The 26579-nt window shown below is 62.4% G+C and carries 25 protein-coding genes; 18 read left to right on the top strand and 7 right to left on the bottom strand.

Translation table 11 applies throughout. The features are described 5' to 3' along the window. Positions 1–46: 46 nt before the first annotated feature. Entirely contained in the window at positions 47–1114 is a 1068-nt protein-coding gene (locus LHFGNBLO_RS06405) for a CobW family GTP-binding protein (protein WP_258605256.1), read from the bottom strand. A gap of 208 nt (positions 1115–1322) precedes the next feature. On the opposite strand from LHFGNBLO_RS06405, the gene LHFGNBLO_RS06400 reads away from it, so the two are divergent. From LHFGNBLO_RS06400 to LHFGNBLO_RS06370, 7 genes are all read left to right on the top strand, one after another. Beyond that, positions 1323–2048 (top strand): intradiol ring-cleavage dioxygenase, encoded by a 726-nt coding sequence (locus LHFGNBLO_RS06400; RefSeq protein ID WP_258605254.1) that lies wholly within the window; start codon positions 1323–1325, stop codon positions 2046–2048. Positions 2049–2270: 222 nt separating this feature from the next. Beyond that, a complete protein-coding gene (locus LHFGNBLO_RS06395) occupies positions 2271–2741 on the top strand; it encodes a MarR family winged helix-turn-helix transcriptional regulator (protein WP_258605253.1) in 471 nt (156 codons plus the stop codon). An 81-nt stretch (positions 2742–2822) separates the two neighbouring features. Continuing rightward, positions 2823–3230 (top strand): DUF2000 family protein, encoded by a 408-nt coding sequence (locus tag LHFGNBLO_RS06390; protein ID WP_258605251.1) that lies wholly within the window; start codon positions 2823–2825, stop codon positions 3228–3230. A 171-nt stretch (positions 3231–3401) separates the two neighbouring features. Next, positions 3402–4286 (top strand): DMT family transporter, encoded by an 885-nt coding sequence (locus tag LHFGNBLO_RS06385; RefSeq protein ID WP_258605249.1) that lies wholly within the window; start codon positions 3402–3404, stop codon positions 4284–4286. A gap of 78 nt (positions 4287–4364) precedes the next feature. After that, positions 4365–5387: a LacI family DNA-binding transcriptional regulator gene (locus tag LHFGNBLO_RS06380; protein WP_258609626.1), complete on the top strand. Its 1023-nt coding sequence runs from the start codon at positions 4365–4367 to the stop codon at positions 5385–5387. Next, positions 5384–6367 carry a 2-hydroxyacid dehydrogenase gene (locus tag LHFGNBLO_RS06375; protein WP_258605248.1) on the top strand — a complete coding sequence of 328 codons (984 nt, stop codon included), beginning with the start codon at positions 5384–5386 and terminating at the stop codon, positions 6365–6367. Before LHFGNBLO_RS06380 ends, LHFGNBLO_RS06375 begins: the two co-directional genes overlap by 4 nt. Before the next feature lie 85 nt (positions 6368–6452). Next, on the top strand, positions 6453–6842 hold the full coding sequence (locus LHFGNBLO_RS06370) for a hypothetical protein (protein WP_258605246.1): 390 nt from the start codon (positions 6453–6455) through the stop codon (positions 6840–6842). Positions 6843–6849: 7 nt separating this feature from the next. Here the strand turns inward: LHFGNBLO_RS06370 and LHFGNBLO_RS06365 are convergent, their stop codons facing one another. Then, positions 6850–7623: a gamma-glutamyl-gamma-aminobutyrate hydrolase family protein gene (locus LHFGNBLO_RS06365; RefSeq protein ID WP_258605245.1), complete on the bottom strand. Its 774-nt coding sequence runs from the start codon at positions 7621–7623 to the stop codon at positions 6850–6852. Between the two features lie 288 nt (positions 7624–7911). Between LHFGNBLO_RS06365 and LHFGNBLO_RS06360 the strand changes: the two genes are divergently transcribed. Then, positions 7912–9021 (top strand): TRAP transporter substrate-binding protein, encoded by a 1110-nt coding sequence (locus tag LHFGNBLO_RS06360; protein WP_258605243.1) that lies wholly within the window; start codon positions 7912–7914, stop codon positions 9019–9021. Positions 9022–9161: 140 nt separating this feature from the next. Here LHFGNBLO_RS06360 and LHFGNBLO_RS06355 read toward each other — a convergent pair whose 3' ends face one another. From LHFGNBLO_RS06355 to LHFGNBLO_RS06335, 5 genes are all read right to left on the bottom strand, one after another. Further along, positions 9162–9536, bottom strand: a complete 375-nt coding sequence (locus LHFGNBLO_RS06355) for a VOC family protein (protein WP_258605241.1) — start codon at positions 9534–9536, stop codon at positions 9162–9164. 291 nt (positions 9537–9827) lie between these two features. Continuing rightward, positions 9828–10850, bottom strand: a complete 1023-nt coding sequence (locus LHFGNBLO_RS06350; protein ID WP_258605240.1) for a zinc-dependent alcohol dehydrogenase family protein — start codon at positions 10848–10850, stop codon at positions 9828–9830. Between the two features lie 19 nt (positions 10851–10869). After that, entirely contained in the window at positions 10870–12648 is a 1779-nt protein-coding gene (locus LHFGNBLO_RS06345; protein ID WP_258609625.1) for a TRAP transporter large permease, read from the bottom strand. Next, the gene (locus LHFGNBLO_RS06340) at positions 12648–13232 is read right to left on the bottom strand and encodes a TRAP transporter small permease subunit (RefSeq protein ID WP_258605239.1); all 585 of its coding nucleotides are present in this window, start codon (positions 13230–13232) and stop codon (positions 12648–12650) included. Before LHFGNBLO_RS06340 ends, LHFGNBLO_RS06345 begins: the two co-directional genes overlap by 1 nt. Before the next feature lie 199 nt (positions 13233–13431). Next, positions 13432–14337, bottom strand: a complete 906-nt coding sequence (locus LHFGNBLO_RS06335; RefSeq protein ID WP_258605238.1) for a branched-chain amino acid ABC transporter permease — start codon at positions 14335–14337, stop codon at positions 13432–13434. A gap of 145 nt (positions 14338–14482) precedes the next feature. Here LHFGNBLO_RS06335 and LHFGNBLO_RS06330 point away from each other — a divergent pair, with 145 nt between their 5' ends. The 10 genes from LHFGNBLO_RS06330 (at position 14483) to LHFGNBLO_RS06285 (ending at position 26568) form a co-directional block, all read left to right on the top strand. After that, positions 14483–15094: a CGNR zinc finger domain-containing protein gene (locus tag LHFGNBLO_RS06330; RefSeq protein ID WP_258605237.1), complete on the top strand. Its 612-nt coding sequence runs from the start codon at positions 14483–14485 to the stop codon at positions 15092–15094. Continuing rightward, positions 15087–15617: a hypothetical protein gene (locus LHFGNBLO_RS06325; RefSeq protein WP_258605235.1), complete on the top strand. Its 531-nt coding sequence runs from the start codon at positions 15087–15089 to the stop codon at positions 15615–15617. The genes LHFGNBLO_RS06330 and LHFGNBLO_RS06325 overlap by 8 nt, the downstream gene beginning before the upstream one ends. 222 nt (positions 15618–15839) lie before the next feature. Next, positions 15840–19313, top strand: a complete 3474-nt coding sequence (locus LHFGNBLO_RS06320; protein ID WP_258605233.1) for an indolepyruvate ferredoxin oxidoreductase family protein — start codon at positions 15840–15842, stop codon at positions 19311–19313. A 91-nt stretch (positions 19314–19404) separates the two neighbouring features. Next, positions 19405–21720, top strand: coding sequence for a putative bifunctional diguanylate cyclase/phosphodiesterase (locus LHFGNBLO_RS06315; RefSeq protein ID WP_258605231.1), 2316 nt, complete (start codon positions 19405–19407; stop codon positions 21718–21720). 136 nt (positions 21721–21856) lie between these two features. Further along, the gene (locus LHFGNBLO_RS06310; protein WP_319944214.1) at positions 21857–22657 is read left to right on the top strand and encodes an N-acyl amino acid synthase FeeM domain-containing protein; all 801 of its coding nucleotides are present in this window, start codon (positions 21857–21859) and stop codon (positions 22655–22657) included. A 154-nt stretch (positions 22658–22811) separates the two neighbouring features. After that, positions 22812–22961 (top strand): DUF3096 domain-containing protein, encoded by a 150-nt coding sequence (locus LHFGNBLO_RS06305; protein ID WP_013528205.1) that lies wholly within the window; start codon positions 22812–22814, stop codon positions 22959–22961. A gap of 191 nt (positions 22962–23152) precedes the next feature. Then, complete coding sequence (locus LHFGNBLO_RS06300) at positions 23153–23377, top strand: aa3-type cytochrome c oxidase subunit IV (protein ID WP_258605225.1); 225 nt, start codon at positions 23153–23155, stop codon at positions 23375–23377. A gap of 84 nt (positions 23378–23461) precedes the next feature. Next, the gene (locus LHFGNBLO_RS06295; protein ID WP_258605223.1) at positions 23462–24730 is read left to right on the top strand and encodes a Re/Si-specific NAD(P)(+) transhydrogenase subunit alpha; all 1269 of its coding nucleotides are present in this window, start codon (positions 23462–23464) and stop codon (positions 24728–24730) included. Further along, positions 24730–25155, top strand: a complete 426-nt coding sequence (locus tag LHFGNBLO_RS06290; protein ID WP_413774667.1) for a proton-translocating transhydrogenase family protein — start codon at positions 24730–24732, stop codon at positions 25153–25155. The genes LHFGNBLO_RS06295 and LHFGNBLO_RS06290 overlap by 1 nt, the downstream gene beginning before the upstream one ends. A 6-nt stretch (positions 25156–25161) precedes the next feature. Beyond that, entirely contained in the window at positions 25162–26568 is a 1407-nt protein-coding gene (locus LHFGNBLO_RS06285; protein WP_258605219.1) for an NAD(P)(+) transhydrogenase (Re/Si-specific) subunit beta, read from the top strand. Positions 26569–26579: the final 11 nt, after the last annotated feature.

Below are 26579 nucleotides of genomic sequence, written 5' to 3'. Positions count from 1 at the left end.
AAGGGGCGAAGGGAAGAATGGCCAACGCCCCAAATTAATCTGGAAATCAGGCGGCTTGGCAGGCGTCAAAGCTGTTCTTTAGCCGCTCGGCGTCAAGTTCGCGGCCAATGAACACCAGCCGGCTCTCATGCTTCTCGCCGTCCTTCCAGGCGCGCTGGTGGTCACCTTCGATGATCATGTGGACGCCCTGGATGACATAGCGCTCATCATCGCCCTTGAGCGCGATAATGCCCTTCAGCCGCAGGATGTTCGGACCTTCCATCTGGGTGATCTTCTCGATCCACGGGAAGAACTTTTTCGAGTCCATCTCGCCGCCGCGCAGCGACACTGACTGTACCGTCACGTCATGGATGTCGGAAGGATGCGCATGGTGGTGATGATCGTGCCCGTCATGATCATGGTGGTGATGATCGTGGTCATGGTCATGATGGTCGTGGTCAGGGTGGTCGTGGTCGTCATGCGCCTCGAGGAAATGCGGATCGTTCTCCAGCGCCCGGGAAAGGTCGAAGGCGCCGCGATCGAGCACCTCGGACAGCGCTACGCCGGCGCGGGTGGTGCGATGGATCCTTGCCGCCGGGTTGATGGCGCGGATCGTCGCCTCGACCTTGTTCAGCTCTTCCGGCGTGACCAGATCGGTCTTGTTGAGCACGATGACATCGGCAAAGGCGATCTGGTCCTCGGCCTCCCTGGAATCCTTGAGGCGCAACGGCAGGTGCTTGGCATCGACCAGCGCCACTACTGCGTCGAGCCTGGTCTTGGAGCGTACGTCGTCGTCCATGAAGAAGGTCTGCGCCACCGGCACTGGATCGGCCAGTCCAGTGGTCTCGACGACGATGGCGTCGAAGCGGCCGGGCCGGCGCATCAGGCCTTCGACGACGCGGATCAGGTCGCCGCGCACCGTGCAGCAGACGCAGCCATTGTTCATTTCGTAGATTTCCTCGTCGGATTCCACGATCAATTCGTTATCGATGCCGATCTCGCCGAATTCGTTGACGATGACGGCATAGCGCTTGCCGTGGTTTTCCGAGAGAATGCGGTTCAGCAGCGTCGTCTTCCCGGCGCCGAGATAGCCGGTGAGAACGGTTACGGGAATCTGCGTCTGTGCTTCGCTCATGTCGTGCCTCGAAGGATCTGGGCCGCGAAAAATCTGGCCTCGAAAAGGATTGTTGGCTCCATATAGGATGCCCCCACCGGTTTTGCACGCGGCAAACCGATGGGCCAAAGGGTCTGCCGATATTACCGAATTGTCATTGGCACAGGCTGGCCATGCCGCCTAGATACGGATGTGGGAGGCTGCTCGAACTGAATTGAAGAGGTGCCAGATGCCCGACAAGTCATCCTCCTTGCCATTGAGCCGGCGCCAGGCGCTCGGCCTGATCGCCGTGACCGCTGGCGGTGGCGTCTTCTTGCCGGCTGCCGCAAGGGCCGCCTCGCCCTATGCCGGGCTTGCCCTGTTCGACAGTGGCGCCGGCGTCTGCACCATCACGCCTGAGGTGACCGAGGGGCCGTTCTATTTCGACCCGAAGCTCGAACGAACCGACGTCACCGAAGGCAAGAAGGGCGTTGCCCTCAATGTGCGGCTGCAAATCGTCGATGCGGCCTGCCGCCCGCTTGCCGGTGCGCGCGTCGACATCTGGCATTGCGATGCGCAAGGCGCCTATTCCGGCTATCCGGGACAGGGCGACGGACAGGATGTCGACACCTCGGGCCAGACCTTTCTGCGCGGCTGGCAGAAGACCGATGACAGCGGCATCGTTTCCTTCGCCACCATCTATCCCGGCTGGTATCGCGGCCGCACCACGCACATTCACTTCAAGGTCTTCCCGAACGACAATTCGGTGATGACCGGCCAGCTGTTCTTCCCCGACAGCCTCAGCGAGCAGATCTTCGCAACAGTCGCTCCCTACAATGACCGTCCCGGCAAACGCGACACGTCGAATGCAAGAGACGGCATCGCCCGGCAGGCCGGACCGGCGTCGCAGGCGGCATTGCGCGAGGTGACGGACGCCTATCAAGCCTTGTTGGTCGTCGCGGTGAAGGCCGGTTGAGCGACCTCGTTTCGTGTGTGGGGCGTCTCGCTGAAAGAGTCCTCGCGCTGAAAAAGTCTTTTGTCATCTAACTGAAATAAACATCTGGCATTGACCACGGCGGACATCACAATGCTTGCCGGCAAAGCTGTTTTGCAAAGCCGGTATCTTTTTGATCGTAGATTGCCAACCGGGCGGCTGCGTCTATGCTGCCGGCACCGGTTCGGCCGAAGAGGGATGACCATGGCCAAGGCGGACAAGACTGCGACAATGAGCCGGCTGCATTCGGCGGCCCGACTGGCGCGTACGGCACTCGCCGCCAGGCTTCTGGCGCACGGCTTCTATGCCGGCCAGGACCAGATCATGCTGGCGCTCGACCGCGAGGACGGCCAGACGCCCGGCAATCTCGCAGGCCGCCTCGGCGTACGCCCGCCGACCATCACCAAGACCATCAACCGGCTGCAGGCGCAGGGTTTTCTGGAAAAGCGCGCCTCGTCGGCCGATGCCCGCCAGGCCCATATCTTCCTCACCGACACTGGCCGCGACATCATCCACGCCATCGAGAAATCGGTGAAGAAGACCGAAAAACAGGCGCTGAAGGGCCTCGACAAAAAGGACCAGAAGGCGCTGTTCAAGCTGCTTGCCCGCATCGAGGCGAACCTTTCCAACGAGGACATGGTGCTCATCGACGACGAGGCCGACGTCGACGACTGATCGGTCTTGATTTCGGACCATGGCTTGCGGGAGGCCAACGGTCGCCCCTATCTGTCTCGGATCGATTGATTGGGGACGCTCATGTTCGATACCAAATTCGCAATCGTGCTGCAGGACGATCTTCCCGTCTGGCAGAAGTTGAACGTCACCGCCTTTTTGACCAGCGGTGTCGTCGCGCAGTTTCCCGACATCATCGGCGAGCCCTACCGCGACCGCGCCGGGAACATCTACAACCCGCTGTCGATCCAGCCGGTCATCGTGCTTTCGGCCGATCGCCCGACGCTCAGCGCGATCCACCGGCGGGCGCTGGAGCGCGATGTAAAAACCTCGCTCTATGTCGACGAAATGTTTTCGACCGGCCACGACGTGGCCAATCGAGCCGTCTTTGCCGAATTCGCGCCAGACGACGCCAAAGTCGTCGGCATTGCGCTTCGCGCAGAAAGGAAGCTTGTCGACAAGATCACCAAGGGTGCCCGCATGCATCCCTGATCGTATCGGTCCTGAGTCTGTCGGCAGCGCCTGTTGTGCCAGTCGCTTTTGGCTTGCCGGCTGGTGGCAATTGCCGCAAAGGTGGCGTCTAGCTTGCTTCCCACCGGCCTGAAATTGAACGCTTCCCCCAGACAAGACGAAAGCGCGACGCCCCCCGCGGCGATCTTCTGCATGCTTTCCGTCTATGTGTGTTTCACCTTTCTCGACACCAGCAGCAAATATCTTGTCCTGGCCGGCGTTTCGGCGCTGATCGTCGCCTGGGCGCGCTTTACCGTCCACGTCCTGATTGTCGGCATCTTTCTGCGCGGCTGGCGCGATCCGGCACGCTTTCGCGCCAACAATCTGCCGGCCCATATCCTGCGTGGCCTGTTCCTGTTCGGATCGACCATATTCAACGTCCTGGCGCTGCGGACATTGCAACTGGCCGAAACCACCTCGATCTTCTTCTTCGCACCGATGGTGATCACCGCGCTTGCCGGTCCGCTGCTCGGCGAATGGGCGGGCTGGCGGCGCTGGCTGGCGATCCTGACTGGTTTTGCCGGCGTCCTCATCATCACCCGGCCGGGCGTCGGTGTTTTCGGCGTCGGCCATCTCTTCGCGCTCTGCTCGATGCTGTCGAACTGTTTCTACGTCATCATGACGCGCCGCATGTCGGCGACCGAAACGTCCGAGAGCCTCATTCTGTTTTCGGCATTGGCGCCGGCCGTGCTGCTTCTGCCGCTGCTGCCGTTTTCGCTCGCCCTGCCGCAGGATGGCTGGCACTGGCTGATCCTGCTGATGCTCGGCGTGTTCGGCGCCATCGGCCACTGGCTGCTGGTGCAGGCCTATCGCATCGCCACCACCACGGCGCTGGCTCCATATCCCTATTCGCAGATGGTGTGGATGATTGTCTCCGGCTGGGTCTTCTTCAATCAGTTCCCCGACCGCTGGACGCTTCTTGGCGCTGCAATCATCGTCGCCAGCGGCCTTTACATCGTCCATCGCGAGCACCGATTGCGCGTGCGCAATCGCGCGGCGCTCGACGTCGAGACGGAGGCCTTGGCAAAAAAACTTTGATTTGTTCCGGAAGGGTGGCATAAGGCCGCGTTTAAACTGTTTAGGTCGCAACCTAGGCCCGGTCGGGAGCGCAAGGCGCTGGCACAGAAGATCAAGCTTTCGACGATCGCGGATGCGCTTGGCGTGTCCACGGCCACGGTCTCGCTGGCGTTGCGCGACAGCCCGCTGGTCGCCGGCGCCACCCGCGACCGCATCAAGGAACATGCCCGCGCCATCGGTTATATCTACAACCGTCGCGCAGCCAGCCTGCGCACCTCGCGCTCGGGCATCGTCGGTGTCGTGGTCCACGACATCATGAACCCGTTCTTTGCCGAGATACTGCGTTCGATCGAAAGCGAGCTCGACCGCAGCCGGCAGACCTTCATCCTGTCGAACCACTACGACCAGCTCGAAAAGCAGCGCACCTTCATCGACACGCTTTTGCAGCTCGGCGCCGACGGCGTCATCATGTCGCCCGCCATCGGCACGCCGGCTTCCGACATCCTGATGGCCGAGGAAAACGGCCTGCCGGCAGTGCTGATCGCGCGCACCGTCGAGGGCGCCGACGTGCCGGTGTTTCGCGGCGACGATTCCTATGGCACCGGGCTTGCCACCAACCACCTGATCTCGCTTGGCCACAAGCGTATCGCCATGATCGGCGGCACCGACCAGACCTCGACCGGCCGCGACCGCTACCAGGGCTATGTCAACGCGATGGAGGCGGCCGGGCTCGAGGTCAGGCAATCCTGGCGCATCGCCGGCCCGCGCACCAAGCAGGCCGGCTTCGAGGCAGCAGGACAGTTTTTGGCGCTAAAGGACAAGCCAACCGCGGCCTGTTGCTGGAATGATCTCGTCGCCATCGGGCTGATGAACGGCATTGCGCGCGCTGGCTTGGTACCGGGTGTCGACATTTCCGTCACCGGCTATGACGATCTCGAGGAGGCTGCAATCGCCACGCCGGCTCTGACCACCGTCTGGAACGGCCAGCGCGAAGTTGGCCGCCGCGCCGCCAGCGCGCTGCTCGACAAGCTCAACGGGCAGACGGTGCGGCCGTCGCAGGAATTGATCAAGCCGGAACTGCATGTGCGCCAGTCGACCGGCAGGCCGGTGGAGCGTGCATGACCAAGCCTGAGCAGTTGCAGACCGTCGCCGTTCTGGTGCCGGGTCATTTCCATGACCACGCGGTCGAGCGCATCGAGCGTACCTTCAAGCGCGTCAAGATCGAGCAAGCCGATCCGGCTCTGGTTACCGACGACATGCGCCGCAACGTGCGCGCCATTGCTTCCTTCGCCGGCATCAATGCGGGGATGATGGATGCGTTGCCCAACCTCGAACTCATCGCCTCCTTCGGCGTCGGCTACGATTCGGTCGATGTCAGCCATGCGGCCGCAAAAAACATCATGGTCACCAACACGCCTGACGTGCTGACCGAGGAGGTAGCCGACACCACGATCGGGTTGTTGATCAACACCATCCGCGACCTGTGGCGGGCCGAAACCTGGCTGCGCGACGGCAGTTGGGTGCGCAAGGGCAACTATCCACTGAGCCGGCTGACCTTGCGTGGTCGCAAGGTCGGCATCTTCGGCATGGGCCGCATCGGGCAAGCCATTGCCCGGCGGCTGGAAGCTTTTGACCTGCCGATCGCCTACCACAATCGGCGCCAGGTCGAAGGCCTGGCCTATGCATACCACCCGACGCTGAAAGGTCTCGCCGAGGCGGTCGATACACTGATCTCGGTGGCGCCTGGCGGTGCCTCGACGGAAAAGGCGGTCAACGCCGAAATCCTGTCGGCGCTTGGCCCGAACGGTGTCTTCGTCAACATCGGTCGTGGCAGCACGGTCGACGAGCCGGCCCTTGCGGCAGCCCTCGCCAATGGCACCATCGCCGCCGCCGGGCTCGATGTCTTCGCCGACGAACCGAACGTGCCCAAGGCACTGCTCGACGCGCCGAACACCTCGCTGCTGCCACATGTCGGCTCCGCCTCGGAACATACGCGCCGCGCCATGGCCGATCTGTGCGTCGACAATCTGGTGTCCTGGTTCACCGAGCGTCGGCCGCTGACGCCGGTGCCGGAGACGGTCCAGGTCAAGGCGCGAAGCTGAACGGCAGGCCGCCACACTTATTAACGTCTGCTTAACGCTTTGAAATCATTCTGGATCCTCGCTCGAATAAGTGGATCAAGACAGAATGAAAACGCTCTCCGCATTGATCGCCGCAGCGGCGTTGTTCGGCGGCTTTCAAATGTTTCACGGCGGTGGCGGTGAAAGTGCAGCCAAGGAAGCGACGCCATCGAGCACCTACAGGCTGACAGCCAACGGTGACGAAGGCGCGTGCAGGGTTAAGCGCGGCGCCGAAATCTCGGGCGACCTGTCTCTGGTGTTGGTCGCCGCCAATTGCCGGCGGCTTCTGCCCGGCATCGAGCGGGCGAAGTTCTGGCGCGAACAGGATGACGGCACGGTTGCCTTCAGCGCAAACGGCGTCGATCCGATCGTCACTTTCAGCGTTGCTGACGGCGATGGCTATGAATCCTACGCGCCGGCGCTGCCGCTGCTGTCGCTTGCGGCCACCAACGATTGAGGGTTGATTATTCGGCGGCTGCGCGCGCGCCGGATTTCGCCGCCGCGTGCAAACGCACCGCATCGCCGAAGGCGCGGAAGATCTTTGCCGAGTCGCTGTCGGACTTGACCCAGTATTCGGGATGCCATTGCACGCCGACGGCGAAGGCGCGTGAGTCTTTCACTGAAACCGCCTCGACCGTACCGTCGGCGGCGACTGCCTCGACCTGCAGCTTCGGGCCGAGCCGGTCAATCCCCTGGCGGTGCAACGAATTGACCTTGATGTCACCCGCGCCGAACACACCGGCGAGGCAGCTTCCGGGCTTGATCGAAATGGTCTGGTGGATGGCGAAGCGTTCGTCCTGATTGTCGCTCGTCACCGCGCGATGGTCGAGCGAGCCCTCGCGCTCCTGGATTTCTGTAGCCAGCGTGCCGCCCAGCGCTACGTTCATTTCCTGGATGCCCCGACAGATGGCGAGCAGCGGCACGCCGCGCTCGATCGCCCTTCGGATCAGCGGCAGCGTCGTAGAATCACGAGCGGGATCGTAGGGCCCGTTGGCTTCGCTGGCGTCGCCGCCATAGAGCGAGGGGTGCACGTTGGACTTCGAGCCGGTGACCATGACGCCATCGACCGACGACAGCAATTCATCGAAATCGAGCCGGTCGCCGAAGGACGGCACGAGCAGCGGGAACACGCCGGCGCCTGAAAGGGCCGCCTCCAGATATTGCTGCGGGGCAGCATGCCAGGTGTAGTTGTCGAACTGGCGGACGTCGGTTGATATGGCGACGAGCGGCTGATGCATTTTGGATCCGGTTTCCATTCAGTGCAGCGAACTATTCTGCCTCTAAAATAGGCGATCCGAGGGCGCTTTTCCATGACAAGTTTCACCCTGTCGCATGGGCCACGGGATTGGCGTTAGACTATAGTTGCAGGACCTGCGCCCCACCCCGCGAATTTCAGGAAATGCCGCCGTCAAATCCGGCTGCCGTGCTGGACTCGACTTGGTGCCCGTGTATTGTTTGCCCCAAGCCGACCGGGGCGCCGAGGATGCCGCGAACGTCGGTTAGTTGATCCAAAAGGGAGGAACTTCATGGATCGTCGTTCATTCATCCGCAAGGCCGGCGCGACCGGCGTTGGCGCCGCGGCGGCGGCCGCGACGCTTGCCGCGCCAGCTATCGCCCAATCCAATCCGAAAGTGACGTGGCGCCTTGCGTCGTCCTTCCCGAAATCGCTCGATACGATCTACGGCGGTGCCGAGGTCTTCTCCAAAATGCTGTCGGAGGCGACCGACGGCAATTTCCAGGTCCAGGTCTTTGCCGCAGGTGAACTCGTGCCCGGCCTTCAGGCCGCGGATGCCACCACTGCCGGTACCGTCGAGGCCTGCCATACGGTTGCATACTATTACTGGGGCAAGGACCCGACATGGGCGCTGGGTGCGGCGGTGCCGTTCTCACTCAACGCGCGCGGCATCAATGCCTGGCACTATCATGGCGGCGGCATCGACCTGTTCAACGAATTTCTGGCCACGCAGGGCCTTTTCGGCCTGCCGGGCGGCAATACCGGCGTGCAGATGGGCGGCTGGTTCCGCAAGGAGATCAATACCGTCGCCGACCTTTCCGGCCTCAAGATGCGCATCGGCGGCTTTGCCGGCAAGGTTGTGCAGAAGCTCGGCGTCGTGCCGCAGCAGATCGCCGGCGGCGACATCTATCCGGCGCTTGAAAAAGGCACCATCGACGCCGCCGAATGGGTCGGCCCCTATGACGACGAGAAGCTCGGCTTCTACAAGGTCGCGCCCTACTACTACTATCCCGGCTGGTGGGAAGGCGGGCCGACCGTCCATCTGATGTTCAACAAGGCGAAATACGAAGAACTTCCGCCGGCTTACAAGTCGCTGCTGCATACCGCAGCACAGGCGACCGACGCCGACATGCTGCAGAAATACGACCTTCTGAATCCGGCGGCGGTGAGGCGGCTGGTTGCCGGCGGTGCGAAATTGCGCCCGTTTACCCCGGAGATCATGGCCGCCTGTTTCGAAAAGGCCAACGAGGTCTATGCCGAAATGGAAGCCACGAACGCACCCTTCAAGAAGATCTGGGATTCGATCAAGGCGTTCCGCAAGGAGCATTATCTCTGGGCACAGGTGGCCGAGTACAACTACGACACCTTCATGATGGTCCAGCAGCGCAACGGCAAGCTGTAGTGCATGTCGCCCAAAAGTGCGCAGCGGTTTTGGGACAACGACATGCATAAGCCAAGGCCTTAAAGCGCGCCGACGCGCTTTAAGGCCTTCGGGTTTACGTCAAAGGACTCCGGGCTTGCTCGCCCGGGGTCTTTTTTTTGTCAGGATTCGGAAGAGCTGACTTCGACCAGTATTCCGCCCGGCGCATGACAATAGAAGGTGGTCGACCTGGTGCCGCCGCGCGTCAGCTCCTGGACCTCGCCCGGTTGCAGGCCGGCATTGGCAAGTTCAGCATGCTTTGCGTGCACACTATGCGGTTTGCCGACGAAGAAGCCGATGTGAAACCCCTCGGGATAGGCGGCGGCCTCTCCTTTGCCGGGCTTCATCAGGTTGAGGGTAAAGCCGTCGATTCCCTGTAGAACCGCAAAGGCATCCTTGCCGCGCATGGCGACCAATTCGAAGCCGAAATGGCTGGTGAAGAAATCGCACAGTCCGGCAACATCGGCCGTTACGAGATTTGCGTGGTTCAGTTTCATGATCTTGTCCTGTCACGGGTTGAAATGCGGACAGGTTTGGCTGCGGACCGTGAACCGGCTGGGAAGGTTAGAACCGAAAATCTGGCCATGACCCAACCGGCTCGCGGGCTGTCTGCCTCGCTTGCCGGCCGCGGGTTCTCCCGCAAATCATGCGGTGAACAGGCCTCCGCTCAAAACGGAGGAAACCGGACTACCGAACCGGTCATGTCTTTTTCGGCGCGGGCTGAATAGACGATCGGCGAACCGGCGGCAAGTGGCGCCGACGGATCAGTCATGACGCATGGCTTAGCTTCAGCCTGGCACCACCAGCACCTTGATTTCACCGGCGGCCGGCGGATTGGCGATCACCGCCGCCGCGTCTTCAAGCGTCACCTGCCTGGAGATCAGCCTGTCGATCTCGATCGCACCCGAGGCGATAAGGTCGGCGGCGCGGCGATGGGTAAACGGATTGAGGAAGGAGCCCAGAACCTTCAATTCCCGGAATAACAGGTCGAAGGGTTCGAATGCTGCCTTCAAGCCTTGCGGCATCACGCCCACGATGACCACCGTGCCGCCGGCCCTGGCCAGCCGCATCGATTGCTCGACGGTTTCTCTCACGCCGGCGCATTCAAACACCACATCGACACCGCCCGGCATCAGCCCGGACGGACCGGCGATCGCGTCGATGACATCGCCAGCGTTGGGATCCACCGTTGCGGTTGCGCCCAGATCCTCGGCAAGGGCGCGCCGCGAGGCCTGGCGCGTCGACAGGATGATGGTGGTTGCGCCCGCAAGTCTTGCCAGTTGCACAGTGAGCAGGCCGATCACGCCGCCACCAAGCACGGCGACCGAGGAGCCGGGCCTGATCTCAGCCAGCTCCACGCCATGCAGGCAGCAGCCAAGCGGTTCGCAGAACGCGCCATGTGTCGGCTTGAGATCGCCTGGCAGAACGAAGGCCTGCTTCTGCGGCAGGACAAGATACTCGGCAAAGCCGCCATCGCGATGGATGCCGATGGCGCGCAGATTGCTGCAGAGGTTGACCCGCCCGGCATGACAATGCGGGCACCGTCCGCAGGCAATGTTGGGATCGCCGGTAACCCGGTCGCCTACGGAAAAGCCGAAGACGGAGTTTCCGATCGCCTCGACGATGCCGGAAAACTCATGTCCGGGTGTCACCGGCGGCGTACAGGGAAACTCGCCATGAAAAAGATGCCGGTCGGTGCCGCAGACGCCGCACGCTTCGATCCGCACCAGAAGGTCGTCCGGTCCTGCAGACGGCTTGTCGACCTCGTGCAGCGCGATGCTTCCCACTGCCTCCAGCCGCACCGCTTTCATGACTGTTCAGCCACCAGCATCAATTGAAACTCGGTGGCTGCGACAGATCGTTCGCTGGTGCCGCCGGTTTGGCAGGGGGCGTTTCGCCGAAACTGGGCGGCTGCGACAGGTCGGGCGCCGCGGGTGCTGCCGGTGACGTGCCACCATCGGCCGGTGCACTTCCGAGTGGCGACAGGCCGAGACCAGGCGTTTCGGGCACCTGGTAGTCGATCGTGCCCGGGTCGACCGTCGTGCCCTTGTAGTGCATGACCATCTGCGGGAAGGCGATGGTCAGCCCGATCATGACGACCTGTATGCAGACGAAGGGAACCGCGCCCCAATAGATCTGGCCAGTGGTTACCGGCGCGATCTGCTTGCCGGTGAGGCGGTCGAGATAGGGCACGCGGGCAGCGACCGAGCGCAGGTAGAACAGCGCAAAGCCGAAGGGTGGGTGCATGAAGCTGGTCTGCATGTTGACGCCGAGCAGCACGCCGAACCAGATCAGGTCGATGCCGAGCTTGTCGGCGGCCGGCGCCAGAAGCGGCACGATGATGAAGGCCAGCTCGAAGAAGTCGAGGAAGAAGGCCAGCAAGAAGACGAGGATGTTGACCCCGATCAGGAAGCCGACTTCGCCGCCGGGCAACGAGGTCAGGAGATGCTCGACCCAGATGTGGCCGTTGACGCCGTAGAAGGTGAGCGAGAACACCCGTGCGCCGATCAGGATGAACAGCACGAAGGATGACAGCCGCGTCGTCGAGGTCAGCGCCTGCTTGACCACATCCAGCGACAGTCGCCCCTTTGCCGCCGCCATGATCAATGCACCGACGGAGCCCATGGCGCCGCCCTCGGTCGGAGTGGCGATGCCGAGGAAGATGGTGCCCAGCACCAGGAAGATCAGCGCCAGCGGCGGGATGAGCACGATGATCACCTGCTGCGCCAGCCGCGACATCATATTGAAGTTCAGGCGCTTGTCGGCAATTGCCACGATGTAGATGATGATCACGCCGATGCTGGCGCCGAGGATATCGGCGTTGTCGCCATGCGCGGGCGCGAGGTAGCGATACGCTGCATAGGAAATCACCACCGTCACCAGCAGCGCCGCCAACAGCGACAGGATGCCGTGGCCGAGCGTGCGCGCTTCCAGCGGCAGGGCCGGCATCGACTTCGGCCGGACGATCGACATGATCAGGATGTACAGGGCGTAGAGACCTGTCAAAACAAGGCCGGGGATCAGCGCGCCTGCATACATGTCGCCGACGGAACGGCCGAGTTGGTCGGCAAGCACGATCAGCACCAGCGACGGCGGGATGATCTGCGCAAGCGTGCCGGATGCCGCGATGACGCCGGACGCCACCCTGCGGTCATAGCCGTAGCGCAGCATGATCGGCAGCGAAATCAGTCCCATGGCGATGACCGATGCCGCCACCACGCCGGTCGTCGCGGCAAGCAGCGCGCCGACGAAGATCACGGCATAGGCAAGGCCGCCGCGGATCGGCCCGAACAATTGACCGATCGTGTCGAGAAGGTCTTCGGCCATGCCCGATCGTTCGAGCACGATGCCCATGAAGGTAAAGAATGGAATGGCCAGCAACGTATCATTCGACATCACCCGGCTGCCGTAGAAATTGTCCGGCAGGGCATGCAGCAGCGGCCAGGCGAGGTTGATCGATCCGCCCGAATAGGGCGACAAAAGCACGCCGATGAAGAAGAACATCAGGCCGTTGGCGGCCAGCGAAAAGGCGACGGGATAACCGATCAGCAGGAAGATGATCAGCGAGGCGAACATGATCGGCGCCATGTTCTGGGCAATGAACTCCATCATGAGCGCACCTCTTCGGCGAGTGCCTTGGCTTCGAGCTCGGCTTGTTCATGCACCGATATGAACGGATTGGGATCGTCCATGTGGCCGCGCATGATGGCGATCTTCTTGATGATCTCGGAAATGCCCTGCAGCGCCAGCAGGAAGAAGCCGACCAGCAGGATGGCCTTTGCCGGCCAGATGATCAGCCCGCCGGAATTGTTCGACATTTCGCCGCTGCGAAACGACAGCGACACATAGGGAACGAAATAGATCACCATCAGCGTCACGAACGGCATCAGGAAGAAGAGGTGGCCGAGAAGGTCGATCCAGTGCTGCACGCGGCGCGAGAACATGCCGTAGACGATGTCGATGCGGATGTGGTCGTTCTGCTTCAGCGTATAGGCAGCGGCCAGCATGAAGGCGGCACCGAACAGATACCACTGCAGCTCCAGCCAGGCGTTCGACGATATGTCGAACATCTTGCGGATGATGGCATTGCCGGCGCTTACGAGAATTGCCAGCAGGATCAGCCAAGACACCCATTTGCCGATGAATTCGTTCACACGGTCAATTGTTCTGGATAGAGCAAGAAGCCCTGCCATGCATTCCTCCCTTGTATCTCAGAGGCGCGCCGATCCCTTGTTTTCCGTCGCGCCGCCGTGGCCCAACGGTATGCCGTGCGTGGCCGGGCGGGTCAACACAGGAGAGGGCGGCTAAACGCTGTTGTGAGGTGAGCGACGGTCAAAAACCGCTAGGGTCCAGACTCTGACCTCGCGGCATGCAACCAAAGTCGGATTCGGTTCAGACGATCTTGGTTGTGTCGCGGCCGGCACCGATCAGCAGCAGCATGGCGACGAGGAACAGATACATCCAGGCATCGCGCCATTCGAGTGGGAAATAGCCGGCCCACAGCGATTCGGCCATGCCGAAAGCGGCGGCGCCGAGTGCCGCCCGCGGCGGCGAGAGATAGCCGCCGACCGCGGTGACGAACAGGATTTTCAGCCCGTAGACCAGACCGGTGCCGAAGCTGACATTGCCATAGTACAGACCGGCGAGCACACCGGCCAGTGCCGCGCAAAAGCCACCTGCGAGCACCGCGCCCCGGAAGACGGCGCGCACGTCGACCCCGCACATGGCCGCAGCCTTGGGATCGTCGGACACGGCGCGCCAGCGCCGGCCGAAGCTCGATCGGGCGAATGCCCATGTGGCCATGGCCACGATTGCCAGCACGAATGCGCAGTCGAGCAACTGGATGAGGGTCAGCGTCGCCTTGAATGTGGTGTTCTGCGCGAAAATGATGGGTTGGGCCAGCATCGGCGGCAGCCACAGATCGTGGGTGTTGGCGGCAATGCGGCTTGCTTCCGACAGCACCAGCAATATGCCGAGCGTCGTCACCACGATTGCGTTGGGCGTGCGGTCGGCCAAGGGTTCGAAGACGTTTCGCGACAGGACGTGGCTGATCAGCGCCGCATACAGCAACGCCGCCACAACACCGAGCGCCACTGCAGCGAACAGCGTCAGCCACAGGGCCTGATAGCCGAAGGCCGCGGTGAGGATCATCGTGTGCCCGCAAAAGGCGAACACCGCGCCATAGGCGAGGTTGGTACGGTGCAGGATGCCGTTGGTCAGCACATAGCCGAAGGCAAGCAGCGCATAAAGCGCGCCTGAATGCAGCCCGTTCAGAACCTGTTGGAAGAAATAGAGCATGCATGGCCCTCAGAGCGTGTCGTCCGAAAGTGTGAAGCGGAACGACGACTGCTCGAAACAAAGGCTGCGGATACCGCGCCCGAAGGAAGGTTTGCATCGTAGAATCTAACTTGTCAAACGCGATTTATCGGTTAGATTTGTGCTCATGACGGTATCCTGGACCCCGCACCGCTTTACCGGTGGCCTTCTTGCGCTCGACACGGCGAACACCGTCGTGCTGCGTGACGATCCGGCAAGGACCTTCGACCGTTTCGACAATCCGGCTGAGATCGCCCGCTTCGCCGACGCCGCAAGCGGCTTTCGCGCCACCGAGCTTGGCGGCAGGCGGCTGGCAGCACCGTCACCGGACAAAATCGCACCGGTGGTGCTGTCGATCCGCGAGACAACCGATCGCCTGTTTCGCGGCGCGGTGTCGAAAGGTGCGGTTGCCACCGGCGATCTACCGGGCTACCTGGAAGCCTGCGCCGACGGTCTCGCGCACAGCCACACCGAAATCGGCGCACCGGGACAGCCGTTCGGCGATCCGGCAACGCCGATTGCCTTCGAGGCGGCGCTGGCCGTCTCGGCGCTGTCGTTGTTGCGTGACGATACCGTTGCCAGGCTGAGGATTTGTCCCAACTGCAGCTGGCTGTTCGTCGACAGAAGCCGCAATTCCAGCCGCCTTTGGTGCGATATGGCGGTCTGCGGCAACCGTCAGAAGGCAAACCGTCACTATCGCCGCCGCCGGACGGCGGCCAGGGAGGTCTCCAATGTCTAGTAAGTTTTCGCGTTCAGTCGTTCTGGGTGCGGCCTTGTTTGCGGCTGCCGCTCTTGGCGCCTGCCGCGACTCCGGCGGGGACCAGCTGTTCGCCATTTCCGGAAAGCTGTTCGAGTTCAACTATCGGCTGGGCATCGCCACCTATGTCATCACCCTCAACCCGCTTAAGCCGGTGGGTGAGGGGCAGGTCGCGGTGGTCAACTTCCAGAACCCGGCTGGCGGTGATCCGATCATCGTCAATCAGAAAATATGGCCGAAACTGCCGCATATAACGCTCACCAGCCCGCCGCTTACCTGCGTGGTCAAGGACAAGCCCTATGCCGTGTCGATCCGCATCGAAGACTCCAGCGGTGCGCTGCTGCAGAGCTTCGAGACGACGCTGACGTCCTCGCTCGATCAGTCGGTCCTGCCCGACAGGCCTCTTGTGATCGGGCCGGTCTACGAGCTCAACAAGGACATGGTCGGCCATGTCGACGGCAAGTTGCCGGGTGAGCCGAAGCCCGATTGCTCGAAGGCCGCCTGAGACCTCTTCCGCGATTTGGTGCGCAGCCGGGCTTTCCCGCGCCGTGAAGGCCGCCGTCCGTGTAATTTTCATACGCCGGATGGCACATTTCCAACCGTTCGTTGCGCATTGCCTGGCCCCTTCGATTTTGTTTGACCTGTCCGGCAAGGGAAGAAAGACTGCGCCATCCGACTCCGACGTTGGCTGCGCGTTTCGGTGCGGCCTCCGCAGAGGAAATGCCTGATGACGCTGCATGATGTCGCGCTCGACGACAAGTTCGACTTGGGAAAGGAGCGTATCTTCCTTTCCGGCGCGCAGGCCGTGATCCGCATGCTCCTGATGCAGCGCGAGCGCGACCGCCGCGCCGGCCTGAACACCGCCGGCTTCGTCTCCGGCTATCGCGGCTCGCCGCTCGGCGGCCTCGACATGCAGCTGTGGAAGGCCAAGAAGCAGCTGGCCCAGTCTGACATCGTCTTCCAACCCGGCCTCAACGAGGAGCTCGCCGCGACCGCCTGCTGGGGCTCGCAGCAGACCGAATTGCTCGGCGAAGGCACGCATGACGGCGTGTTTTCGGTCTGGTACGGCAAGGGGCCGGGCGTCGACCGCTCCGGCGACGTGTTCCGCCACGCCAATCTTGCCGGCTCGTCGAAACATGGTGGCGTGCTTGCCTTGATGGGCGACGACCACATGGCCGAATCCTCGACCAACGCCCACGCCACCGAATTCCTGTTCGTCGACACGATGGTGCCGATCCTCAATCCGGCCGGCGTCCAGGAGATCATCGACTACGGGCTCTACGGCTTTGCCATGTCGCGCTTCGCCGGCACCTGGGCGGCGATCAAATGCGTCAAGGACAACATCGAATCGACGGCCTCCGTCGATGCCGCGCTCGAACGGCTGAACATCGTCGTCCCGGACTTCGACATGCCGCCCGGCGGCCTCAACATCCGCCACGAGATCGACATGCTCGGCCAGGAGGAGCGGCTGCATGAACACAAACGCGCCGCAGCCTCCGCCTTCATCCATGCCAACGGGCTGAACAGGATCGTCTATTCGGGCGGCCGCAACCCGAAGTTAGGCATCATAACCCTTGGCAAGAGCTATCTCGATGTCCGCCAGGCGCTGGAAGACATCGGCGTCGACGAGGCGGCCGCCAACCGCATCGGCATCCGCCTGTTCAAGGTCGGCTGCCCATGGCCGCTTGATCTGCAGCACATTGCCGACTTTGCCCGCGGCCTCGACACCATCGTCGTCGTCGAGGAGAAACGTTCGCTGATCGAGGTGCAGTTGCGCGAAAGCCTCTACGGCACTGCCACGCAGCCGGCCATTGTCGGCAAGAAGGACGAGCGCGGCGACTGGCTGTTCCCGGCCAAGGGCGCGCTCGATCCCAACGACATCGCCATCGCGCTTGGCGAGAGGATCTTGCGAACGATCGGCCCGTCGGAGGAGATCGCGGCGCGCGTGGCGAAACTTCGCCAATTCCAGGCAATGCTCGCCGACACCACCGATATCGCCTCGCGCACGCCTTTCTTCTGCTCCGGCTGTCCGCACAATTCCTCGACCAAAGTGCCGGACGGTTCGATTGCCGCCGCAGGTATCGGTTGCCACTTCATGGCGCTGTGGATGGACCGCAACACCGTCGGCTTTACCGCCATGGGCGGCGAGGGCGCGCAATGGGTCGGCCAGGCACCGTTCTCGAAGCGCGACCACATCTTCCAGAATCTCGGCGACGGCACCTACAATCACTCCGGTGCGCTGGCCATCCGCTTCGCGCTGTCGACCGACGCCAACATCACCTACAAGATCCTCTACAACGACGCCGTCGCCATGACCGGTGGCCAGCCGCACGAAGGCGGCCTGACCGTCGACATGATCGCCAGGCAGGTGCGCGCCGAAGGCGTCGAGCGCATCGCCATCGTCACCGACGAGCCGGACAAATACGCCGGCAAGGCTGAATTCCCGTCCGGTGCCACCATCCATCACCGCGACGACCTCGACCTCGTCCAGCGCCAATTGCGTGCGGTCAAAGGCATATCGGTGCTGCTCTACGACCAGACCTGCGCCGCCGAAAAGCGCCGCCGCCGCAAGCGCGGCACTTTTCCGGACCCCGACAAGCGCGTCTTCATCAACGAACTGGTCTGCGAGGGTTGCGGCGATTGCGGCGTGCAGTCGAACTGCGTCTCGATCCAGCCGGTCGAGACCGAATTCGGCCGCAAGCGCAAGATCGACCAGTCGAGCTGCAACAAGGATTTCTCCTGCGTCAACGGTTTCTGCCCGTCCTTCGTCACCGTGCACGGCGCCAGGATCAGGAAGGCCGAAGGCATCGCCGGCAGGACCGATCCACTCGACGGCGTCCCGGTTCCGGCCGAATTCCCGCTCGGTGAGCATGGCTGGGCAGCGATCATCGACGGCGTCGGCGGCACCGGCGTCGTCACCATCGGCGCGGTGCTCGGCATGGCGGCCCATCTCGAAGACAAGGGCTGCGGCATGATCGACATGGCCGGTCTCGCCCAGAAGGGCGGCTCGGTGTTCACCCATGTCCGCATCGCCCGCAGCCCGGACGATATCCATGCGATCCGCGTTTCGGCCGGGAAGGCCGACCTTGTGCTTGGCTGCGACCTCGTCGTGTCTGGCGCCCAGAAGGTGCTGGCTGCGGTGCGCGAAGGCCACACCATCTTTCTTGCCAACACCGCCGAGATCATGCCCGGCGAATTCGCCCGTTCGGCCGATTTCTCGCTACCGGTCGAGCGGCTGAAGAAAGCGATCCGCTCGGCCGCCGGCGACGATAAGGCGCATTTCTTCGACGCCACCCGCACCGCCACCGCGCTGTTCGGCAATTCGCTCGGCGCCAACATGTTCATGCTCGGCTTCGCCTTCCAGCACGGCGGGCTGCCGCTGTCGGCCGAGGCGGTCGAAAAGGCGATCGAACTCAATGGCGAAGCGGTGGCAATGAATGTCGCTGCCTTCCGCTGGGGCCGCCGCGCCGCGCACCAGCCGGATTTCGTGCGCGGCCTCATCGCCCAGCCGGGCCAGGCCCCCGCCGCAATTGCCGAGACGCTGGACGATATCATTGCCCGCCGCGTCGCCTTCCTGACCGCCTATCAGAACGCCGCCTATGGCAAGCGCTATGCCGACAGACTGGCCGTGTTGCGCCAGGCCGAAACCAGGGCCATGCCAGGCTCGTCCGCCGTGACCGAGGCTGCGGCGAAGAACCTGTTCAAGCTGATGGCGATCAAGGACGAATACGAGGTGGCGCGGCTCTACACCGACGGCTCCTTCGCCGCTGAGTTGGGAAAACAGTTCCAGAGCTACGAAAAACTCGAATTCCATCTGGCACCACCGATCATGGGCAGGCGCGGCAATGACGGCAAGCCGAGGAAATCGAGCTTCGGCCCATGGATGATGAAGGGATTTCGCCTGCTGGCGGCGATGAAAGGCCTGCGCGGCACCGCCTTCGACCTGTTCGGCTACAGCGCCGAGCGGCGCATGGAGCGGCAGCTTCTTGCCCAGTATGAGGCCGATCTGGAGCTTGTCGCCGGAGCACTGGCGCCGGGCAGGACCGAGGCCGCCGTCGCCCTTGCCTCGGTGCCGGCGCTCATTCGTGGCTACGGCCATGTCAGGCAGGCCAGTGCAGAAAAGGCGGCGGGCGAACGCAATCGCCTTCTTGAACGGTTCAAGTTGCCGGCGCAGCCAAGCGCATTGCAGGCCGCTGAGTAGCCAAAATCGCCGGAAAATCAGGCCTTTCAGCGCAAGCTAAAGGTTTTTTAATGGGACTATGCCAAGGCTGTGGCTCAGTTGGGCGCCAGTAATGGGCAGAACAAAGACCGATAACATCCCTGTGGATGTTTATATCCAGTTTGTGCGCTCGTTGTTCGACAACGCGCATATGCTGGTCATCGGCGCGCTTTGCCACGCAACCGTCAGCCTTATGGTTTACTGGCGCAACGGCGAGCCTGTCTTCCTGGTTCTTGCCGCCGCGCTGCTTGGCATCGGTGTTTGGCGCTATTTCAGCTTGCGGCGGTTCCATCGCTTGGGTGGCGTCATACACGATGCCTCGGATGCGACACGGTGGGAGCGCTCATATATCCTGAACGGCAGCATCCAAGGGCTGATGCTGGGGCTGTTTTGCTTCGTTTCCATCTATGTCTACTCGGATGCGTATGCCGAGGTCGGAGCGGTCGCCATAACGCTTGGCTCTCTGGTCACGGTCGTAGGGCGAAACTACGGCTCGCCCCGCATGGTCATGATCTTCGCCGTAACCTTCGTTGGGCCGATCGCCGCAGCCCTTATCCTCAGGTTTGATATCCCCAATGTCGTGCTTGGGTTGCTCATCATCCCGTTCATGTTCATCATCAAGGGCAGTGCCGACCATGTACGTAACGTGCTGTTCTCGGCCGTCGTCGGGCACAAGCAGGCGAGGCAGATCGCGCAGCGCTTCAACCGAGCCCTCAACACCATGTCGCATGGCCTGGTCATGCTTGGCCCCGACGGCAAGGTGATCGTCGGCAATGCCGAAGCCGCGCATCTGATGTCGCTCAAATCGCCGGACCAGTTGCTCGGGCGATCGATCCATTCCCTGCTGCTGCGCGGTGTCGCCGGCGGCATGCTGTCGCCGAAGGACTGCCGCTATGTCGAGGCGCAGCTGACGCGCGCGTTGCGCGAGGGCCGTGACCGCAAGGTGCTGGTTTCCTTTTCCACTGGCCAGCACTACGAGTTTTCGGCACGCGAAGGCAGCCAGGATCTGGGCGTCATCACCTTCGAGGATGTTACCGCCCGCGTCGAGGCTGAAGAGAAGATTCGCTTCATGGCGCGCTATGACAACCTCACCGGCTTGCCCAACCGCGCCTATTTCCATGAACTGGTCGGCGAGGCCATGGCGTCCGGCGACCGCGATCGTCTCTGTGGACTGGCCGTGCTCGATCTCGACGATTTCAAGAGCGTCAACGACACGCTTGGCCATCCTGTCGGCGACGGGCTGATCTACGCCGTCGCCGAGCGGCTGGCCGCCATCGCTGGGCCAAGCATCACCGTCAGCCGTTTCGGCGGCGACGAGTTCATGGTCTTCTTCGATCGCATCGAGGACGAAAGCCATCTGACCAGCCTGCTCGACCAGGTTTTCGGCGATCTGCAGGGCGAGGTCGATGTCGCCGGCCATGGGCTGCGCATCCAGGCCAGCGCTGGTGCGGTGCTGTCGCGGGTCGAGGACACCGATGTCGATGCGATGATCGTGAAGGCCGACCTGGCGCTCTACAAGGCCAAGGAACTCGGCAAGAACAACTGGCGGCTGTTCGAGGCGTCGATGGACGCCGCTTTCCGCAACCGTCAGCTGATGAAGGCCGATCTGCGCAATGCCGTCGAGGCCAAGGCGTTGCGCGTCGTCTATCAGCCGATCGTGGCGATGAGCACGATGCGCATCGCCGGCTGCGAGGCGCTGTGCCGTTGGGACCATCCCGATCTCGGGCCGATCTCGCCCAGCATCTTCATTCCGCTGGCCGAGGAAATGGGCATCATTTCCGAGATCAGCACCTTCGTCCTGCAGGCGGCATGCGCCGAATGCGCCAAATGGCCCGACCAGACCAGCGTCTCGGTCAACCTTTCGGCCAAGGATTTCCGCAACCGCGACGTCATCCAGAAGGTCCGCGAGGCGTTGGCCGCCTCCGGGCTCTCTGCTGGTCGCCTGGAGATCGAAGTCACCGAGACCGCGTTGCTCGACGATAAGTCGTTGACGCGCCAGTATATCGAGGAATTGAAGCAGCTTGGCGTGCGTATCGCGCTCGACGATTTCGGTACGGGCTATTCGAGCCTGAGCTATCTCCACAAGCTGCCGCTCGACAAGATCAAGATCGACCGCTCGTTCCTGATGGACGTAACCCAGAACCCGCGCTCGCTCGACCTGTTGAAGGGTATCGTTGACCTGACGCGGATTTTGGGCCTGACCGTCACCATCGAAGGGGTCGAAACCTTCGAGCAGCTCAAGGTCCTGGTGCATTCGGTGAAGCCGGACCTTGTCCAGGGCTTCCTCTTCGGCGCTGCACTCAGCGCTTCGGGCATCGAGACCATGTCCAACGTGACCTGGCCCTTCGCCGCGGAATTGCGGCCGGTCACAAAGCTCGCGACCCTCTGAATCCCATCCTTTATTGCGCTTGAAAAGCCGCTCAAAGAACGGTGAATTGCCAAAGCGTTAACCCATTGTTAAGGTTAATGTTCGGTAAACACTGACGATTAGAGTTTCATCTTCTTGTTCATTCGGTCGTCCGGTATTGTTTAGTTGCGGCGGCACGAGGGTAACAATGGAAACTCAGTTAATAGGTATGCCTCAGGTGGCATCCAAGGCCACTTCTCAGGCTCCTTCGGTGTTTTCACGTCATATCATGGACGTTCTGGAACACATCGAGTATCGCCTTTGCGACGGTGCCGAGGATTTGGAAGCCATCTATCGACTTCGCTACAAATCCTACCTTCATGCCGGCATGGTGAAGCCTGACGCCTCGCGCATGGTCAAAGACAAGTTCGACGATCTGCGCAATTCCTATCGCTTTGGCGTCTTCTTCGATGGTGTGCTGGTCAGCACCATCAGAATTCACTACGCCAGCGCAAAGTACCCTGTTTCACCCAGCACCCAAGTCTTCGGCGACGTGCTGGCGCAGCGGCTGGCGGCCGGTGAGACGTTCGTCGATCCAAGCCGATTCGCTGCCGATACCGAGTGGTCGACGAGCCTGCGCGTGCTTCCTTACGTGACGCTTAGGCTTGCGGTCGTAGCTTGCAGCCACTTCAAGTCGACGTATTGCCTGACGGCGGTCAAAGAAGAGCATGCCGGCTTCTATCATCGCATCTTCCGTTCCGAGCACGCCGTGCCGCCGCGCACCTATCCCGGGCTCACCGTTCCCGTGCATCTGTTCCAGTCGAAATGCTCCGAAAACATGCAGGCGACGCTGGATCGCTTCCCGTTCTTCAACTCCACGGCGTTCGAACAGCGTATGCTTTTCCAACGCCCCAAGAGCGGCGAACTCGCGCCGCTGACCATCCTGCCCACCGCCAAGTATTTTCGCGAAGCCGCCTGACACCTCGCTATTGCAGGGTGCGTGGAGCTTTACGGCCGCCTCTGCGTTCTGGATGGCAGCGCGGGTGCCATTGGCGCATTCGCACGAACATGTGAATGAAAGTCGACAGGCAGCCTGGGCGCCTGATGCAATCAGTCCTTGAAAGGAAATCGACATGACCATTTCCACGCTCGCGCTCACCCCGCTGATCTCCCTGATCGCCGGCGTGCTGATCCTGGTGATGCCGCGGCTGCTCAACTACATCGTCGCGCTCTACCTGATCGTTGTTGGGCTGCTCGGGCTGTTTCCGCACCTCGCCGGCTGAGATCCGCGCCTTAGAGGTTCCTGGCCAGCACCTGTCTGTCCACCGACCGCGGCGCGATGCAGTCTGCCTCGCCGGCGGCGGCTTCAACTTTCATTTGAGGCTGTTGTCTCCGGCGATGCGGCAATAGCGCCATTGCCCTCGGGCCGGCTTTTCGCTATGTGCCTCAAAGATGTCTTCGAAGGGGTATTCCTATGGCTGATCACACGCCGACCGGTCCTGTCGAACTGGGCGCGAAGATGGACTATGCCGAGCACGACCGCACCTATGCGGGCTTCATCATGCTGGCCAAGTATGGATCGCTCTTTTGTCTCGCCGCGCTGATCGCAATGGCTTTCGGCTTCTTTGCGGGCGGCTTTTTCTCGGCGACCATCCTGTTCGTTCTGATCCTGGCCGCCGGCGGCTTTATTCTCCGGTAGACTATTCATACCCTTTGCCCGGAACGTCGCCGGCAGTCCGGCCGGCCTTCTGCGCAAACAGGTTCCAGCCGAAAGGAAAATGCGGTGGGACAGACGGTTTTCATCCCTCGTGAGCTCGACGCGAACGAGCCACGCGTTGCGGCCTCGCCCGATACGGTAAAGCGGCTGGCGGGGCTGGGTCTCGACGTGGTTGTCGAAACCGGCGCCGGCACGCGGTCGCGCATTCCCGACGAGGAATTCGCTAAGGCGGGCGCCGTCATCGGCAAGGCCGGCGATGCCGCCAAGGCCGATGTGGTGCTGAAGGTGCGCCGGCCAGGCGAAGCGGAGCTGAAGGGTTACAAATCAGGCACCACCGTCATTGCCATCATGGATCCCTATGGCAACGATGCTGCTGTCGCCGCTCTGGCCAAGGCCGGCGTCACCACCTTCTCGATGGAGTTCATGCCGCGCATCACCCGTGCCCAGTCGATGGACGTGCTGTCCAGCCAGGCCAATCTTGCCGGCTATCAGGCGGTGATCGACGGCGCTTCGGAATATGACCGGGCGTTGCCGATGATGATGACGGCGGCCGGTACGGTGCCGGCGGCGAAAGTCTTCATCATGGGCGTCGGCGTTGCCGGCCTGCAGGCGATCGCCACGGCAAGGCGGCTTGGCGCGGTCGTCACCGCCACCGATGTGCGCCCTGCGGTGAAGGAGCAGGTGCAATCGCTCGGCGCAAAGTTCCTGGCGGTCGAGGACGATGAGTTCAAGGCCGCCGAAACGGCCGGCGGCTACGCCAAGGAAATGTCGAAGGAATACCAGGCCAAGCAGGCAGCATTGACCGCCGAACACATTGCCAAGCAGGACATCGTCATCACCACGGCGCTGATCCCCGGCCGGCCGGCGCCGAAGCTGGTTTCGGCGGCGATGGTCGCCTCGATGAAGCCAGGTTCGGTGCTTGTCGACCTTGCGGTCGAACGCGGCGGCAATGTTGAGGGCGCCGTACCAGGCCAGGTGGTCACGACAGCCAACAACGTCAAGATCGTCGGCCATCTCAATGTCCCTGGCCGCGTCGCCGCGTCCGCGTCGCTGCTTTACGCCAGGAACCTGTTCGCCTTCGTCGAAACGCTGGTCGACAAGACCACCAAGACGCTCGCCATCAACCGCGATGACGATCTGGTCAAGGCAACCATGCTGACCGATGGCGGCAAGGTGGTCCATCCGGCTTTTGCCAAGGCGGAACAGCCCCGTGTCGAGCCCGCCGCAATCCCGGCCAAGACGATGGTTGCCGATGCAGCCACGCCCAAGAAGGCCGCTCCAAAGAAACCTGCCGCACCCAAGTCGCCCTCGTCCAAGCCGAAAGGGATCGCGTGATGGATCAGACCCTGCAGAAAGCCCTCGACCAGCTCGACCAGGCGAGCGCCGCAGTCAGGCTTGCGGTGCAGAACCTGGCATCTGCTCCCGGTGGTGCCGACGCGGCCGGCGACGCCGCGCACGCGCTGTCCGGCGGGGCCATCGACCCCTTCGTCTTCCGCTTTGCCATTTTCGTGCTGGCGATCTTCGTCGGCTATTACGTCGTCTGGCAGGTGACGCCGGCGCTACACACGCCGCTGATGGCCGTCACCAACGCCATTTCCTCGGTCATTGTCGTCGGCGCGCTGCTCGCCGTCGGCATCTCGGCGTCCGGCATTGCCACCGGCTTCGGCTTCGTTGCGTTGATGCTGGTTTCCGTCAACATCTTCGGCGGCTTCCTCGTCACCCAGCGCATGCTGGCGATGTACAAGAAGAAGGAAAAGTAGAGCGCCATGAACGCCAACTTCGCGTCCTTCCTCTATCTGGTCTCCGGCATCCTGTTCATCCTGGCGCTGCGCGGCCTGTCGCATCCGACCACCAGCCGCCAGGGCAATATGTACGGCATGATCGGCATGGGCATCGCCATCGCCACCACGCTGGCGCTGGCGGCGGACAATGTGCCGTCCGGCGGCCGTTATCTGCTCATTCTCCTTGGTCTTGCCATCGGCGGCAGTGTCGGCGCCTATACCGCGCGGCGCATCGCCATGACGGCGATGCCGCAACTGGTCGCCGCCTTCCATTCGCTCGTCGGCTTGGCGGCAGTGATGGTTGCGGCGGCGGCAATGTACGCGCCGACAAGCTTCAATATCGGCGAACTCAACGATATCCATAGCCAGGCGCTGATCGAGATGAGCCTTGGTGTTGCCATCGGTGCCATCACCTTCACCGGCTCGGTCATCGCCTTCCTCAAGCTCGACGGCCGCATGTCGGGCAAGCCGATCATGATCGGTGGCCGCCACTTCATCAACGCCGCCCTCGGCATCGCGCTGATCGTTTTGATCATCCTGCTCGTCACCACCGAGTCGAAATTCATCTTCTGGCTGATCGTTGCGGCGTCGCTTGTTCTTGGCGTCCTGCTGATCATCCCGATCGGCGGCGCCGACATGCCGGTGGTCGTCTCGATGCTGAACTCCTATTCCGGCTGGGCGGCGGCGGCACTCGGGTTCACGCTCGGCAATCTGGCGCTGATCATCACCGGCGCGTTGGTCGGCTCGTCCGGCGCGATTCTGTCCTACATCATGTGCAAGGGCATGAATCGATCGTTCATCTCGGTCATTCTCGGCGGCTTCGGCGGCGAGACGGCCGCAGCTGCCGATGACGGCATCGAGCGTACGGTCAAGCAGGGCTCGGCCGACGATGCCGCCTATCTGATGATGAACGCGCAGAAGGTGATCATCGTGCCTGGCTACGGCATGGCCGTCGCCCAGGCGCAGCATGCGCTGCGCGAAATGGCCGACAAGCTCAAGGCCAACGGCGTCGAGGTCAAATACGCCATCCACCCGGTCGCCGGCCGCATGCCCGGCCACATGAACGTGCTGCTCGCCGAAGCCAACGTGCCTTACGACGAGGTGTTCGAGCTCGAGGACATCAACTCGGACTTCGCGCAAGCCGACGTCGCCTACGTCATCGGTGCCAACGACGTCACGAACCCGTCCGCCCGCGACGACAAGTCGTCGCCAATCTACGGCATGCCGATCCTCGACGTCGACAAGGCCCGCACCTGCCTGTTCGTCAAGCGCTCGCTCGGCTCCGGCTATGCCGGCATCGACAACACGCTGTTCTACAAGGACGGCACCATGATGCTGCTCGGCGATGCCAAGAAGATGACCGAAGAGATCGTCAAGGCCATGGATCACTGAGCCGTTTGTCG

This window comes from Mesorhizobium sp. AR10 (genome assembly GCF_024746795.1).
GTDB lineage: Bacteria > Pseudomonadota > Alphaproteobacteria > Rhizobiales > Rhizobiaceae > Mesorhizobium.
The sequence above is the reverse complement of the archived record's forward strand: the minus strand, read 5'-3'. Positions and strand labels throughout refer to the sequence as shown.

Coding starts and splice junctions, on each gene's coding strand:
- LHFGNBLO_RS06405 (WP_258605256.1), bottom strand. CDS start 1,114: ATGAGCGAAGCACAGACGCAGATTCCCGTAACCGTTCTCACCGGCTAT.
- LHFGNBLO_RS06400 (WP_258605254.1), top strand. CDS start 1,323: ATGCCCGACAAGTCATCCTCCTTGCCATTGAGCCGGCGCCAGGCGCTC.
- LHFGNBLO_RS06395 (WP_258605253.1), top strand. CDS start 2,271: ATGGCCAAGGCGGACAAGACTGCGACAATGAGCCGGCTGCATTCGGCG.
- LHFGNBLO_RS06390 (WP_258605251.1), top strand. CDS start 2,823: ATGTTCGATACCAAATTCGCAATCGTGCTGCAGGACGATCTTCCCGTC.
- LHFGNBLO_RS06385 (WP_258605249.1), top strand. CDS start 3,402: ATGCTTTCCGTCTATGTGTGTTTCACCTTTCTCGACACCAGCAGCAAA.
- LHFGNBLO_RS06375 (WP_258605248.1), top strand. CDS start 5,384: ATGACCAAGCCTGAGCAGTTGCAGACCGTCGCCGTTCTGGTGCCGGGT.
- LHFGNBLO_RS06370 (WP_258605246.1), top strand. CDS start 6,453: ATGAAAACGCTCTCCGCATTGATCGCCGCAGCGGCGTTGTTCGGCGGC.
- LHFGNBLO_RS06365 (WP_258605245.1), bottom strand. CDS start 7,623: ATGCATCAGCCGCTCGTCGCCATATCAACCGACGTCCGCCAGTTCGAC.
- LHFGNBLO_RS06360 (WP_258605243.1), top strand. CDS start 7,912: ATGGATCGTCGTTCATTCATCCGCAAGGCCGGCGCGACCGGCGTTGGC.
- LHFGNBLO_RS06355 (WP_258605241.1), bottom strand. CDS start 9,536: ATGAAACTGAACCACGCAAATCTCGTAACGGCCGATGTTGCCGGACTG.
- LHFGNBLO_RS06350 (WP_258605240.1), bottom strand. CDS start 10,850: ATGAAAGCGGTGCGGCTGGAGGCAGTGGGAAGCATCGCGCTGCACGAG.
- LHFGNBLO_RS06345 (WP_258609625.1), bottom strand. CDS start 12,648: ATGGAGTTCATTGCCCAGAACATGGCGCCGATCATGTTCGCCTCGCTG.
- LHFGNBLO_RS06340 (WP_258605239.1), bottom strand. CDS start 13,232: ATGGCAGGGCTTCTTGCTCTATCCAGAACAATTGACCGTGTGAACGAA.
- LHFGNBLO_RS06335 (WP_258605238.1), bottom strand. CDS start 14,337: ATGCTCTATTTCTTCCAACAGGTTCTGAACGGGCTGCATTCAGGCGCG.
- LHFGNBLO_RS06330 (WP_258605237.1), top strand. CDS start 14,483: ATGACGGTATCCTGGACCCCGCACCGCTTTACCGGTGGCCTTCTTGCG.
- LHFGNBLO_RS06325 (WP_258605235.1), top strand. CDS start 15,087: ATGTCTAGTAAGTTTTCGCGTTCAGTCGTTCTGGGTGCGGCCTTGTTT.
- LHFGNBLO_RS06320 (WP_258605233.1), top strand. CDS start 15,840: ATGACGCTGCATGATGTCGCGCTCGACGACAAGTTCGACTTGGGAAAG.
- LHFGNBLO_RS06315 (WP_258605231.1), top strand. CDS start 19,405: ATGGGCAGAACAAAGACCGATAACATCCCTGTGGATGTTTATATCCAG.
- LHFGNBLO_RS06305 (WP_013528205.1), top strand. CDS start 22,812: ATGACCATTTCCACGCTCGCGCTCACCCCGCTGATCTCCCTGATCGCC.
- LHFGNBLO_RS06300 (WP_258605225.1), top strand. CDS start 23,153: ATGGCTGATCACACGCCGACCGGTCCTGTCGAACTGGGCGCGAAGATG.
- LHFGNBLO_RS06290 (WP_413774667.1), top strand. CDS start 24,730: ATGGATCAGACCCTGCAGAAAGCCCTCGACCAGCTCGACCAGGCGAGC.
- LHFGNBLO_RS06285 (WP_258605219.1), top strand. CDS start 25,162: ATGAACGCCAACTTCGCGTCCTTCCTCTATCTGGTCTCCGGCATCCTG.